This window comes from Sulfitobacter sp. JL08, from assembly GCF_003352045.1.
Classification (GTDB): Bacteria; Pseudomonadota; Alphaproteobacteria; order Rhodobacterales; family Rhodobacteraceae; genus JL08.
Genome location: NZ_CP025815.1, coordinates 3,865,925 through 3,878,897 on the forward strand (window position 1 = coordinate 3,865,925; position 12,973 = coordinate 3,878,897).

The window sequence follows — 12,973 nt, forward strand, 5'->3', positions numbered from 1 at the left end:
TGCGCTATTCGGCGGCCAGTGGCATGCGCCGTTGTCCGATCGCACTGATTTCTGCAATCACGCCGCGCAGGGTTCTTTGGAACGCATCAAAGTTCTTGTTCGGCCGGATCAGGATTTCATTCATATAGATCGACCGGTCAATTTCGACCTGAATGGCGTGTTGCTGGCGCGACGGGCGTCCATAGGCCTGCGTCACATAGGCCCCCGCGAACGGTGCATTGCGCGAAACAACAAAACCCGCCGTCGCAAATGCGGATTCGATCCGGTCGACAATTTCACCGTTTGCCGCGGCTCCGAACCGGTCCCCCAACACAATCTCGGGGCGTTTGACCCCTGATCTTGCAATACCGTCCATCGCCTCGTGCGGCATTGAATGGCAATCGATCAATATGGCGCGGCCATGATCCGAAAGCGCCTGATCCAGAAGGTTCTGCAGGGCGTGATGGTAGGGATACCAATACTGGTCGATACGGCGCTGTGCCTCTGCCCGTCGCAGCTTGCCCCGATAGATCGCGCGACCATTGGCCACCACCCGCGGAATGACACCCAAACCGGACGCAACGCGCGGGTTGTGCCCGTGCTTTTCCACCCCTTCGATCAACGCCGGGTCAAGTTCATCGGGGCTGCGATTCAGATCCAGATAGGCACGCGGAACGCCCGCCTTCAGAAAAGGGGCGCCAAATTCCGGCGCACAGCCAAACAACTGATCAACAAATGCATCTTCGGAAGACCGGATAATATGTTCATCCAGAACCGACTGGCGTACAAAGGCGTGCGGATAATTGCGCGCACTGTGTGGCGAAGCGAAAACCGCACAGGATGTGCGGCGCTCCGGTAGAATCAGATCAAAGGCGTCGTTCTGCATTTCCATTCTCCTTATGGGATATGATAGCGCATTAAAGTCAAATGCCAAAAGCCCTTGATCCCTTCTGCGACTCCTTTTATAGACCGCCTACCGGCGCGGATTTCCGCGCCCCATTTTGTTGGGGCACAGTTATTCCTGTTGGTATTCATGGGCGCTTAGCTCAGCGGTAGAGCACTTCGTTGACATCGAAGGGGTCACAAGTTCGAACCTTGTAGTGCCCACCATGAATTCACTGTTTTGGATGGCATCGCCGTTCCGAACACCCGCAACCCCGGCGCTGGCCCGCGCCACGAGACCAGGAGAAGACCCATGAAGGTCAGAAATTCGCTCCGTTCGCTCAAAGCACGGCATCGTGATTGCCGCATTGTGCGTCGCAAAGGCCGCGTCTACGTGATCAACAAGACGCAGCCCCGGTTCAAGGCCCGTCAGGGATAAGACACCGGTCAAAACGCCTGTATGGGCGTTCAGACATAAAAAAGCCGCCCGGTCTTCGGGCGGCTTTTTTGCGTGCGGGTCTTAGGCACGAATAATAACCGACTAAAACAGTAAGAATATGATTGCGCTCCCCGCAGAATCATGTTTCTGATGGTTTTAGTCGGAAATATCCGAAGCACTCGCACATCATGCAAAAAGGCTCCTCAGATGACGAAACTTCTTACTCCAACGCTGGCAATTGCACTGGCCGGAACCGTTGCCACCATGGCCACAGCCCAAGGCGAACTGAACCTTTATTCCTCGCGCCACTACGACACAGACGAACGCCTGTATTCCGATTTTACCGATGCAACCGGCATCACGATCAACCGGATTGAAGGCAAGGCTGACGAATTGCTGGCGCGGATGCAGGCAGAAGGCGCCAACAGCCCCGCCGATATCCTGCTGACGGTCGATACATCCCGTCTGGCACGGGCCAAGGACCTGGGCGTTTTACAGTCTGTCGATAGCGCAATTCTGGAAGACCGCATTCCCCCGCAGTTGCAGGACACCGACAACCAATGGTTTGGTTTGTCACAGCGTTCGCGCATCATCTTTTACAACACAGAAACCGTCGACACGCCGCCGCAAACCTATGCCGCGCTTGCAGATCCGATGTACAAGGGCCAGATCTGCATCAGATCGTCCAGCAATGAATACAACCAAACCCTGCTGGCAGCGATTGTCACACATGCCGGTGAAGACGCGGCCCGTGACTGGGCAACCGGCGTCGTGGCCAACATGGCACGCGACCCGCAAGGTGGCGACACAGATCAGCTGCGCGGCATTGTGTCGGGGGAATGTGATATCTCTGTATCCAACACCTATTACTTTGCCCGCGCGATCCGCACGGATGTAAAAGGCGTCTCCGAAAGCATCGATCAGATCGGCTGGCTTTTCCCCGATCAGGATGGCAACGGCGCACACATGAACCTGTCCGGAGGCGGTGTTGCGGCCTATGCCCCGAACTATGACAACGCGGTAAAATTCCTCGAATATCTGGCTTCGGATCAGGCGCAGCAGTATTTCTCGGCCGGAAACGATGAATACCCTGTTGTCGAGGGCGTGCAATTGTCTCCCTCGGTTGAAAAACTTGGGTCATTCCAAGCGGATGACGTCGATTTGTCAGCCGTTGCGAAAAACATCGCAACCGCGCAAAAGATCTTTAACGAAGTGGGCTGGAAGTAATCTGGCCATCATACCAAAAAATTTTTGAAACGCGGGTTTGGCGACCCGCGTTTTTTTGCCTGCCCTTCGGCTAAAGCGCGTGGAAAAATCCGATTGTACCGACCAGAACCAGCGAAAGCGCCCAGACGATATCCAGATCGAACCAGCTTTTGGTCAGGAATTTTAGGCCCAGCCACCGATACACGGCAAGCGCGATGCCGCCACCCGCAACGATCATTGCGGCCGTGTGAACAAGCGCAACGGCGATCGCAAGACCAGCGTTTTCGCCCATGAGCGACGCCGCAGCTTGATGGCCGGCATCCAGTTCCGACATTTCGCACAGCCCCAGGTAAATCGGGACCAGCATCAATCCGGCCCCATGCGCCAGTGCCACCAGAAACGACCAAAGCGCCAGACGAGAAGGCGGAATCCGCGCCAGAAACCGTGGATGACGCCGGTTCAGCAACAAAAACACCCCAAGCCCGATCACCAATACCGCGGCACCCAGCTGGATTTCGCGCTGGTAATCGATCAGGACGTACATGAACGCAAAGGGAAGCAGAATGCCGACCATGGACACAAAATGGCCCACTGCCAGCGCGGCAAGCGCGCGCGGCAAGGCACCGGCCTTCTGCTCCATCAGGGCGGCCGAGACGGCAAGGGGCCAACCCATGCCGGGATTGGCCCCATGGTATAATCCAACCCCGATAACGGCCAGCCACAGGCCAGCCGCACCGGAAAGCATTTCAGTCAACGATCAGACCGACGGATAGCAAAAGCTGTCAGTGGAACAATCCCCGCCTTCAAGACGGATCTGGTGTGACCGATAGCCATCAGGGAACTTGACCCAGAAATCCTTGTCCAGAGTCAGGCCGCCCTTTTCGCCGACATTCGCCATAACCATCGCAGCACCACGTTCGCCCGGATAGAACTGGTCGTCCCATGTGGAATAAAGCGAGTTGGTCCAGTAGACGCGTTTGCCATCGCGGCTGATCTCGACCATCTGCGGGCCATAGCCGAACTCTTCGCCGTTGGGGTGCTTTGTCTTGGCGACGATACCGCCGATTTCGACCTTGCCGGCCAGAACGGGGTTCATCGGATCCGATACATCGTATTGATGCATTTCCCCCAATCCCCAGCACGCCACATAAAGATATTTGTCGTCCAGACTAAGATCGATATCCGTCACCAGCGGCGGCACCGCCCCGAACCCTTTCAGAAGGTCCGGCAGATCATCCGGATCGGCAGGTACGGGATCGATCGTGACCGTTTTCTTGGCCTCAAACGTTCCGTCCTTGTTGCGCCACCATGTGAATATGGCACCTTGCAGGTTGGTCGTATCCACGACGACACCGCAAAATCCGTACTCTTTCACAGGGTCATGCGCCGGCCGGATTTCCAATGCCATCTGATGGTTTTCGCCCAGATCAATGGTCTGGACATTCTTGCGCGCCCGCAGATCCCAGAAATGGATCTTGTGGCCATATTTGTTGCTCAGCAGGTCTTCGGCAACGATCCCGTTTTCGAACTGCGGTGGCAGGCCCCATTCCGAACTGACCATGTAATCGCGCGGCAGGTTCCACCAGAAATCGTAGTGCTTGTCCTGAATGCCCCGGTCCATTTCCCAGCGGCCCAGAATTTCGAAGGTTTCACAATCCATGATAAAGATACCCGGCGGTCCGTCAGTGCCATCCTTGCCACCCCCGCCCAATGTCGAAACATAAACGCCTTCCGGTCCGCAATGGATTGTATGCGGGCGGGAATATCCGGTTTTTTCAAACACCTCTTCGGGTTCGATGATCTTGTGAATCTTTGCTTTCAGCGGTTCCTTGACATCAATGATGTAAATCCGCGAAGACCGTATCCCCGGAATAATAAGGTAACGACGTTCCAGAAACGCGTGGCCCGACAAGGGCGACAGAGACGAAGAACAGGCATTCCAGCCGAAATGATGAAACTCGTCCCCTTTGTTCGGCATGATCACCTGATGGACAATATCGCCATAGGTTTTCGATTTGGGGTCGACATCGACGACTGCCAAACCATCCGGCTTTGATCCGTCCGGACTGAGCATCAGGGTAAAGGCAACGGTTTCCACCGGTGCTTCCATCGCCATTTTCGGGGACGGGTGAAAGGTGGGGTCTGGTCTCAAATTCATTGGCTCTCCTCCCAGAGATTGGAATTGAATTCGCCGTTTTCCATTTTTTTTTGGAATTATTTTCGCGCTGGTCCAGCGTCGACGAAGTTGACCGATTCAGTCAAGCTTTTTCACTTCACAATTCGAAAACCGCCGAAACGGTGCCTGCGCTAGATTTGTCTGCCGACCTGCCGACAAATCAGAACAACCGGCAGCAAACCAACCGCGACAATCACAAGACTGGGCACCGCAGCACCGGCCAGTCTTTCGTCAGATGCCAGCCGGTACGCCTGCACCGCCAAGGTATCATAGTTGAAAGGTCGCATGATCAGCGTGGCTGGCAATTCCTTCATCACATCAACGAATACGATCAGCAAAGCGGTCAACAAACTGGGTGTCAAAATCGGCAGATGCACACGACGAAGCGTACCAAAAGGGGTTTGCCCCAGGGATCGCGCCGCGGCATCCATATTGGCATGTACTGTGCTTTGACCACCTTCATAAGCGCCCAGCGCAGCCGCCAGAAAGCGCACCATATAGGCCGCAACCAGCAACCATATCGACCCCGTCACAAGCAACCCGGTCGAGATATCAAAGGTTGACCTCATCCAGCTGTCCAGCACGTTATCGAAAACCGCAAAAGGCACCATCAGCCCGACCGCGATCACACCCCCCGGAACCGCATAGCCCAACCGCGCGGCATAGGCGGCCGCAGAAGACAAACGCCCGGGCCGCAACCGCTGGAAAAACCCAACCGCAACCGCAGCGCACACCGTCAGAACCGCAGCAGTGCCCGCCAGCGTGATCGAATTTCGGATAAAACTCAGATACCGGCTGCTGAACAAATCCTGTTCAGACCCAAGGCCCATTTGCAGCAGAATCGCAACCGGCAGCAAACACCCGAACACGACAGGAACCGCGCACAGGAAAAAGGCCAATGCCGCGCGAACACCGTGTAATTCTGCCGGCGGCATGGTCTGGTGACGTTTTGACGTATCATGGTATTTGGCGTTGCCACGCTGATACCGTTCCAGCATGGCAAGCATAAGCGCAAATGTCAGCAAACACAGGGCAAGCTGGGCTGCGGCAGCGCGATCTGCCATTGAAAACCAACTGGTGTAGATCCCGGTCGCAAATGTCTGGACCCCAAAATACGCGACCGTACCAAAATCTGCGATCGTCTCCATCACAGCCAGCAACACACCGCCGGCAATTGCGGGCCGCGCCATCGGAAGGCTGACCTGCAAAAAGGCCGCCCAGGCGCTTTTGCCCAAGGCCCGAGCAGCCAGAAAAGTGGTTCCGCTTTGCTGCAGGAATGCAGCGCGGGCAAGAAGATAGACATAAGGATACAGAACCAGGATCAACATAACCGCCGCGCCACCGACGGATCTGATTTCGGGAAACCAGTAATCTCTCGGGCCCCAGCCCGTTACATCGCGCAGGGTGCTTTGAACAATGCCGGGATGATCCAGAATGTGGGTATAGGCATATGCCAGAACATAGGCCGGAAAGGCCAGCGGCAGCACCAATGCAATCTCAAGTATCCGAACTCCGGGAAACCGGGTCATCGTCACCAGCCATGCCGCGCCAACACCCAACGCGAATGTACCAAGCGCCACCAGCAGGACCAGAACCAGTGTCGTACCGGCATAACGCGGCAACACCGTGTCGATCAGATGCGCAACCGTGTCTGTGCCGCCCGAAAGCGCGGCAATCAGCACCGCCAGCATGGGCAGAACACAGGCAATCGCCGTGGCAGATGCCAGCACACCCAACCATCGCAGGCTGTCCCCGGAACGGGATTGTCTCTGCATGTGTGCGCTATTCAACGGAAACCTCGGGGTCAGTCTCTTTGGGTGCCCCAAACGGGGCAGTGACCCTTAATTGACCAAATCAGTCGGAATTGCCAGAGCGATTGATCAATCGTATGTGCGCTGATCCTCGATCACCAGACCGTCTTTGGGCAATGTGCCGGGGGCGACAACCTCTACCTTGCCTTTCAGCTTCAGCACTTCGGCGACGGATGCGCCGTAGGCATCCGCGTCACCTCCGGCGCTTTCGATCTGAACCGTCATCACATCCATTTCGCCGCTCCGCGAGGCGATGACGCGGGCCTTCACCACTTCTTCATGGCGCGCGACAAGCGCCGCCACCTGTTCGGGGCGCACGAACATACCCTTGATTTTGGTCGTCTGGTCCGCGCGGCCCATCCATCCTTTGATACGCATATTGGTGCGGCCACACGGGCTGGTCCCGGGCAACACCGCGCTCAGATCGCCTGTGGCGAACCGGATCAGCGGGTAATCGGGGTTCAGCGTGGTCACGACGACTTCGCCCACCTCACCGTCCGGGACCGGATCGCCGGTGCCCGGGGTCACGATTTCAACGATGACATTTTCGTCGGCGATCATCCCTTCCATCGCCGCACTTTCATAAGCGATACTGCCCAGATCGGCGGTTGCGTAACATTGCAGACAGGATATGCCCCGCTCTGCATATTCCGCGCGCAGTGACGGAAACAGCGCGCCCCCGCCCACGGCGGCCCGCGTGATGCCCAGTTTGACACCCATTTCGTCGGCACGATCCAATATGATCTTCAGATAATCCGGTGTGCCAGCATAGGCGGTAACGCCGGTATCGTGCGCCGCCGTAACCTGCAAATCGGTCTGGCCCGTTCCCGCAGGCAAAACCGCCGCGCCAACCGCGCGTGCACCGCTTTCGAAGATCATGCCGGCGGGTGTCAGATGATAGCCAAAACAGTTCTGGACAATATCGCCCTTGCCAATGCCGCAGGCGTGCAGGAACCGCCCCATGCGCCACCAGTCATGTTCGATCCCGCCCGGTTCATAGATCGGCCCCGGCGATTGGAAAACATAGGCAAACCCCGATGCGGGCCGCATGGTAAACCCGCCAAAAGGCGGTTGCCCGGCCTGCGCGGTGCCAATTTCGGATTTGCGCAACACTGGCAAACCGGCCAGCGCGGCCGCATCCTTAATGGCCGCTGCGTCCACACCGTCCAGACGGCCCGCATAGCCCGCCAAAGCCTGCGCACGCGCAATCTGCGCGGGCAGTGCCGTAGCCAGATCACGGGCGCGATCATTGGCAGATCGTGTTTCCAGATTGTCAAAATGGGTCATAGCAGCATCCCGCATCAGCTTAACCACCGCTTGCGGCGGCGATAGGAACGCACATCCCGGAACGATTTGCGCCCTTCATCCGACATCCCCAGATAGAATTCCTTTACATCCGGGTTCTCGCGCAATTCGGCCGCCGGCCCGTCCATGACCACCCGTCCGCTTTCAAGAATATAGCCGTAATGGGCAAATCGCAGCGCGACATTGGTGTTCTGTTCGGCCAGCAAAAAGCTGACGCCCTCGTTTTCATTGACGGACTTCACAATGCCGAAAATCTGTTCAACCAGTTGCGGTGCAAGCCCCATAGACGGCTCGTCCAGCAGAATGGTTTCCGGTTTGGACATCAGCGCGCGCCCGATCGCTGTCATCTGTTGTTCGCCGCCGGATGTGTACCCCGATTGCGATTTACGGCGCTCTTTCAGCCGCGGAAAATAGGAATAGACCATGTCCAGATCGGCCTCGACGGCCCCCTTGCCATCGCGGCGTGTATAGGCACCGGTCAGCAGGTTTTCCTCGACGGTCAGGTGTTCAAAACAATGGCGCCCTTCCATGACCTGAATTACGCCCTTGCGCACCAGATCGGATGGGTCTTTGTCCTGCACGCGTTCGCCACGATAAAGGATTGACCCCTTGGTCACTTCACCGCGTTCGGAATGCAGCAGGTTCGAAATCGCCTTGAGCGTTGTGGTTTTGCCCGCGCCGTTTCCGCCCAGCAGGGCCGTAATCCCACCCTTGGGAACCGACAGGCTGACCCCTTTCAGAACCAGAATGACGTGATTGTAAATCACTTCGATATTGTTGACCTCAAGCAGGGTCTCGGTGGTCTTGGAACTGTCCAGCATGGTCGCTCTTCTTGGCAAAAGGCATCAGGGTGTCCACCGGCGGCACAAGACCGCCGGTGGCGCATTGCTTAGCTCTCTGCGTTACACGCTTCGTTTACCGGCCAGGGCGCATTTGCCTCGGCATATTCGGCAGCTTTGGCAGTTTCGAGCGCAGAAATTGCATCTGTATCAGGCACCAGAAGATCGCTGGCCTGCACGAACTCGGAACCGTTCCATTCCAGCATCCAGCCACCCGAGTGACCGGTATGGTCGGCACAGGATGTCTTGAACGGCGGCACCATGCCCGACATGCCCAGCTCGGCCAGACGTGCTTCGGTGATGTCGATGTTTTCCAGACCCCAACGCAACTGTTCGGCGTTTATGTTGGCGTCGCCGAAATGCGCCTGAGCGGCGGCAATACCTTCGGCAAGGATCATCGAAATCACGATGCCACGCTGATAGAACACTTCGCCCATCTCTTCTTCGCTGGCTAGGGATTTACCCGCATCAAAAACATGCTTGCGAATGTCTGCCATGACAGGCGCATCCGACTGCGGCATCGACCAGCTGATCGAACGGTAGCCTTTTCCGTCTTCGCCAACGGCTTGCAGGTCATCGGAATGACCCGCCCACCAGACGCCCACGAACTGGTCCATCGGGTATTTGGTTTTCACCGCTTCGGTGATCGCACCGGCGTTCATCGCGCCCCAGCCCCACATCACGACAAAGTCGGGACGTTCACGGCGGATTTGCAGCCACTGCGCCGACTGGTTCTGCATTTCCTTCAGACCGACCGGAATGGGCAGCAATTCAAAACCGTGCTCGGCGGCCTTGCTTTCCAGATAGGGCAAAGGCTCTTTGCCATAGGGGTGATCCAGATGCAGAAACGCGATTTTCTTGCCCTTCAGTCCGGCCTGATCGCCACCACCCAACTCCGTCAGGATCATCGATGCACCATCCCAGTAAGATGCAGGCATGTTGAACGCCCACTGGAACACCTTGCCGTCTGCCATCGGGCTAAAGCCGTAGCCGGGGGCCAGGATCGGAATCTTGTCCACGTTCGTCTTGGGCAGAACCTGCAACGTGATACCTGTGGACCATGGCTGCGTTACGATCGCCTTGCCTTTGGTTTTCTCATAGCATTCCACGCCTTTTTCCGTGGAATAGCCGGTTTCGCATTCGTCAAAATCGATCTTGACGCCGCCAATGCCGCCATCGCGCGCATTCAGCATTTCCATATAGTCTTTCTGGCCGTTCATCAGCGGAATACCTGTCGCCGCAAACGGACCGGTCCGATAGGACAGGTTGGGTGCATAAAGGCCTTCTGCCGCGGCCGATCCCGCAACGCCGAGAGCCATCGCGGCCCCAAGTGCAAATTTGGTTAGGTGTTTCATCATATTCCTCCCGTGGATTTTGATTTCGTTAACGTCTTGCATGAATGGCGCCCCTAATGCGGAAACGGCCAGATAATCAGTTTTTCGCGGATCAGCGCCCAAAGCCGCGCCAATCCATGTGGTTCGATGATCAGGAAAAAGATGATCAGCGATCCGACGATCATGATGTTGAGATGTTCAACCGTGGCCGATTTGATATCAAGCCCCAACGCTTCGGGTACGGTGTTCAGAACAACCGGCAACCCGACGATCAGGATCGCACCCAGATAGTTGCCCATGATCGATCCCAATCCACCGATAATGGCGATGAACAGCACCCGAAACGACAGCGGAATATCAAACAGGTTCGGTTCTGCCGCGCCGCGCCACATGAACACGAACAACGCCCCCGAAACACCGATGACATAGCTGGACACCGCAAAAGCCGTCAGCTTGGATTTCATCAGGTTGATGCCGATCAGTTCCGCGGCGATATCCATATCCCGCGTTGCCTTCCACGTGCGACCCAGATTGCCGCGCGTCAGGTTGATACACAGTAAGGTCAGCAGGCTGACAATCACCAGCACGACGTAGTACTGCGTCATTGACGACGCCAGCGGCCCCGCCACCGTCACCCCGAACATATCAAGGTTGGGCACCTGAATGGCACCCGACGCGTTGTAATTGTAAAGCCAGGCCCATTTTTCGAACAGCCAGACCAGAAAGAACTGCGCCGCCAGCGTCGCAATCGCCAGATAGAATCCCTTGATCCGCAAACTTGGGATGCCGAACATCACGCCGACGCCTGCACTGAAGAACCCAGACAGCAGGATCGCCAGCACCGGGTTCATCTCGGGCATGATGGTGACCATCTTGTAGCAGGCATAAGCCCCCACACCCATGAACGCGCCGGTCCCAAGGCTCAGTTGTCCGGCATAGCCGGTCAGGATGTTCAGCCCCATCGCCGCCAGCGAATAGATCAGGATCGGGATCAGCAGCGTCTGGAACGCAAATTCGGACGCTGTCATCGGCAGGATGATCCAGACAAAGGCCAGAATGACCATCAGCAGGATCGCGTCCTGACGCACCGGGAACAGCGCCTGATCCTTGACATAGGATGTCTTGAACTGACCTGCGGTTCTGTAAAGCATCTTGGTTCTCTTCTACTTGCTTGAACGGTTGGGGCCTTGCGGCCCGCCTTTGGTGTCTGGTGCAGCGCGCCCCGCGCCGCCCTAGACCCTTTCGATTATCTTTTCTCCGAACAGTCCCTGCGGGCGGAACAGCAGCACGATCAGCGCCAGAACAAAGGCAAACCATGTTTCGGTGTTGCCCCCCATCAGCGGCTGTCCCCAATAGATTTCGAACAGTTTTTCCAGCATTCCGATCATCAGCCCGCCGATGATCGCGCCGGTAATGCTTTCCAGCCCGCCCAGCATCAGCACCGGCAGCGCCTTGTAGGCAATCACCTCAAGCGCAAAGGAAACACCTGCACGGGCCCCCCACGCGATGCCCGTGACCAGCGCGATGATACCGGCAATGAACCAGACCAGAACCCAGATGGTCTGCAGTGAAATGCCAACAGACAGGGCCGCCTGATGGTCATCGCCCAGCGCACGGATGGCCCGGCCCATACGGGTCTTGTTCAAAAACACCAGCAAGCCGACAACCAGCATCGCTGCGACGGCCACGGCTGTCACATCCTTCTGTTCAAGGATCAGCAGGCCGCCAAACGGTTCCAGAACCCAGCTGTCCGTCGGAATCCCCAGTTCTTCGGTGATCATGATCTTGTTTTCGCCACCGAAGATGATCTCGCCGAAGCCGATCAGAAACAGGGTGATCCCGATGGTTGCCATGAACAGGATGATATCGGGCTGCCCGACAAGCGGGCGCAGCACGATCCGTTCAATGGTCACTGCCAGTACGAACATCACGGCCAGCGTCAGCAACACGCAGATCCACGCCGGAACGCCCATCTCGTAAAGCCCCACAAGGGTCAGCGCGGCAAACACCACCATGATCCCCTGGGCAAAGTTGAAAATGCGCGATGACCGGTAGATCAGAACAAAGCCCAGCGCGATCAATGCATAAAGGATACCGGAAACAAGCCCTTCCCACAGCACCTGCATCAGGAAATCGGGGGCTTCGACCATGTCGATAAACGGTGTGACAAAGATATCTTTTAACATCAGTAGCCCCTAGTGCTGAACGCCAAGGTAAGCATCAATCACGTCCTGATTATTGCGCACCTCGTCCGGCGTTCCGTCGCCGATCTTTTTACCGTAATCCATCACGACCACCCGGTCGCTCAGGTCCATCACCACCCCCATATCGTGTTCGATCAACACGATCGTGGTGCCGAATTCATCGTTCACGTCCAGAACAAAGCGGCTCATGTCCTCTTTTTCCTCGACATTCATACCCGCCATCGGTTCGTCCAGCAGCAGGATTTTCGGCTCAGCCGCCAGCGCCCGCGCCAGCTCGACCCGTTTCTTCAACCCATAGGGCAACCGCCCCACAGGCGTTTTTCGGATCGCCTGAATTTCAAGAAAATCAATGACTTCCTCAACCTTTTCGCGGTTCTCCATTTCTTCGCTGCGCGCCTTGCCCCACCACATCGCCTGGCTCAGCAGGCCCGCGTTCATATGCGTCAGCCGACCGGTCATCACATTGTCCAGCACAGACATGCCTTCAAACAGCGCAATATTCTGGAACGTGCGCGCAATCCCCTGACGTGCCACCTCATAAGGTTTCATCGAAGGACGTTGCGATCCACGATACCAGACCTCACCCTCCTGCGGGTGATAAAACCCGGAAATCACGTTCAGCATCGATGATTTGCCGGCCCCGTTCGGCCCGATGATGGCGCGCACTTCGCCCTCGTGCACATCAAACGAAATATCCTTGATCGCCTCGACTCCGCCAAAGCGCAGGGTGATGTTTTTCATTTCCATCACCGTACCGCCAATCTGGCGACCATCAGCCGTAACATAGCCTTCGGTCTC

General features: G+C 56.8%; 12 protein-coding genes and 1 tRNA gene. 3 read left to right on the forward strand and 10 right to left on the reverse strand.

Going from position 1 to position 12,973, the window contains the following annotated elements:
- Positions 1-4: 4 nt before the first annotated feature.
- Positions 5-865 carry an N-formylglutamate amidohydrolase gene (locus tag C1J05_RS18995; RefSeq protein ID WP_114872450.1) on the reverse strand — a complete coding sequence of 287 codons (861 nt, stop codon included), beginning with the start codon at positions 863-865 and terminating at the stop codon, positions 5-7.
- Between the two features lie 149 nt (positions 866-1,014).
- Between C1J05_RS18995 and C1J05_RS19000 the strand changes: the two genes are divergently transcribed.
- The 3 genes from C1J05_RS19000 to C1J05_RS19010 all read left to right on the forward strand — a co-directional run bounded on the left by C1J05_RS19000 (position 1,015) and on the right by C1J05_RS19010 (position 2,527).
- Positions 1,015-1,089 (forward strand) — tRNA-Val (locus C1J05_RS19000).
- 85 nt (positions 1,090-1,174) lie between these two features.
- Entirely contained in the window at positions 1,175-1,300 is a 126-nt protein-coding gene (ykgO, locus tag C1J05_RS19005; RefSeq protein ID WP_114871632.1) for a type B 50S ribosomal protein L36, read from the forward strand.
- 207 nt (positions 1,301-1,507) lie between these two features.
- On the forward strand, positions 1,508-2,527 hold the full coding sequence (locus C1J05_RS19010) for a Fe(3+) ABC transporter substrate-binding protein (protein WP_114871633.1): 1,020 nt from the start codon (positions 1,508-1,510) through the stop codon (positions 2,525-2,527).
- A gap of 70 nt (positions 2,528-2,597) precedes the next feature.
- Here C1J05_RS19010 and C1J05_RS19015 read toward each other — a convergent pair whose 3' ends face one another.
- The 9 genes from C1J05_RS19015 to C1J05_RS19055 all read right to left on the reverse strand — a co-directional run bounded on the left by C1J05_RS19015 (position 2,598) and on the right by C1J05_RS19055 (position 12,922).
- A complete protein-coding gene (locus C1J05_RS19015; protein ID WP_114871634.1) occupies positions 2,598-3,251 on the reverse strand; it encodes a hypothetical protein in 654 nt (217 codons plus the stop codon).
- Positions 3,252-3,263: 12 nt separating this feature from the next.
- Positions 3,264-4,664, reverse strand: a complete 1,401-nt coding sequence (locus C1J05_RS19020; protein ID WP_114871635.1) for a selenium-binding protein SBP56-related protein — start codon at positions 4,662-4,664, stop codon at positions 3,264-3,266.
- A 149-nt stretch (positions 4,665-4,813) separates the two neighbouring features.
- Positions 4,814-6,457: an ABC transporter permease gene (locus tag C1J05_RS19025; protein ID WP_114871636.1), complete on the reverse strand. Its 1,644-nt coding sequence runs from the start codon at positions 6,455-6,457 to the stop codon at positions 4,814-4,816.
- A gap of 105 nt (positions 6,458-6,562) precedes the next feature.
- Complete coding sequence (locus C1J05_RS19030; protein WP_114872451.1) at positions 6,563-7,780, reverse strand: phenylacetate--CoA ligase family protein; 1,218 nt, start codon at positions 7,778-7,780, stop codon at positions 6,563-6,565.
- A gap of 14 nt (positions 7,781-7,794) precedes the next feature.
- Positions 7,795-8,619 carry an ABC transporter ATP-binding protein gene (locus C1J05_RS19035; RefSeq protein ID WP_114871637.1) on the reverse strand — a complete coding sequence of 275 codons (825 nt, stop codon included), beginning with the start codon at positions 8,617-8,619 and terminating at the stop codon, positions 7,795-7,797.
- A 68-nt stretch (positions 8,620-8,687) separates the two neighbouring features.
- Positions 8,688-9,995 carry an ABC transporter substrate-binding protein gene (locus tag C1J05_RS19040; protein WP_368073721.1) on the reverse strand — a complete coding sequence of 436 codons (1,308 nt, stop codon included), beginning with the start codon at positions 9,993-9,995 and terminating at the stop codon, positions 8,688-8,690.
- Between the two features lie 50 nt (positions 9,996-10,045).
- Positions 10,046-11,122, reverse strand: coding sequence for a branched-chain amino acid ABC transporter permease (locus tag C1J05_RS19045; protein WP_114871638.1), 1,077 nt, complete (start codon positions 11,120-11,122; stop codon positions 10,046-10,048).
- Between the two features lie 81 nt (positions 11,123-11,203).
- Positions 11,204-12,157: a branched-chain amino acid ABC transporter permease gene (locus C1J05_RS19050; RefSeq protein WP_114871639.1), complete on the reverse strand. Its 954-nt coding sequence runs from the start codon at positions 12,155-12,157 to the stop codon at positions 11,204-11,206.
- Positions 12,158-12,166: 9 nt separating this feature from the next.
- Positions 12,167-12,922, reverse strand: coding sequence for an ABC transporter ATP-binding protein (locus C1J05_RS19055; protein WP_114872453.1), 756 nt, complete (start codon positions 12,920-12,922; stop codon positions 12,167-12,169).
- Positions 12,923-12,973 lie beyond the last annotated feature (51 nt).

Excerpts from the sequence above, each read along its gene's own strand:
- C1J05_RS18995 (WP_114872450.1), bottom strand. The coding sequence starts at position 865 with ATGCAGAACGACGCCTTTGATCTGATTCTACCGGAGCGCCGCACATCC.
- C1J05_RS19025 (WP_114871636.1), bottom strand. The coding sequence starts at position 6,457 with ATGCAGAGACAATCCCGTTCCGGGGACAGCCTGCGATGGTTGGGTGTG.
- ykgO (WP_114871632.1), top strand. The coding sequence starts at position 1,175 with ATGAAGGTCAGAAATTCGCTCCGTTCGCTCAAAGCACGGCATCGTGAT.
- C1J05_RS19020 (WP_114871635.1), bottom strand. The coding sequence starts at position 4,664 with ATGAATTTGAGACCAGACCCCACCTTTCACCCGTCCCCGAAAATGGCG.
- C1J05_RS19040 (WP_368073721.1), bottom strand. The coding sequence starts at position 9,995 with ATGATGAAACACCTAACCAAATTTGCACTTGGGGCCGCGATGGCTCTC.
- C1J05_RS19035 (WP_114871637.1), bottom strand. The coding sequence starts at position 8,619 with ATGCTGGACAGTTCCAAGACCACCGAGACCCTGCTTGAGGTCAACAAT.
- C1J05_RS19045 (WP_114871638.1), bottom strand. The coding sequence starts at position 11,122 with ATGCTTTACAGAACCGCAGGTCAGTTCAAGACATCCTATGTCAAGGAT.
- C1J05_RS19050 (WP_114871639.1), bottom strand. The coding sequence starts at position 12,157 with ATGTTAAAAGATATCTTTGTCACACCGTTTATCGACATGGTCGAAGCC.
- C1J05_RS19030 (WP_114872451.1), bottom strand. The coding sequence starts at position 7,780 with ATGACCCATTTTGACAATCTGGAAACACGATCTGCCAATGATCGCGCC.
- C1J05_RS19055 (WP_114872453.1), bottom strand. The coding sequence starts at position 12,922 with ATGGAAATGAAAAACATCACCCTGCGCTTTGGCGGAGTCGAGGCGATC.
- C1J05_RS19015 (WP_114871634.1), bottom strand. The coding sequence starts at position 3,251 with ATGCTTTCCGGTGCGGCTGGCCTGTGGCTGGCCGTTATCGGGGTTGGA.
- C1J05_RS19010 (WP_114871633.1), top strand. The coding sequence starts at position 1,508 with ATGACGAAACTTCTTACTCCAACGCTGGCAATTGCACTGGCCGGAACC.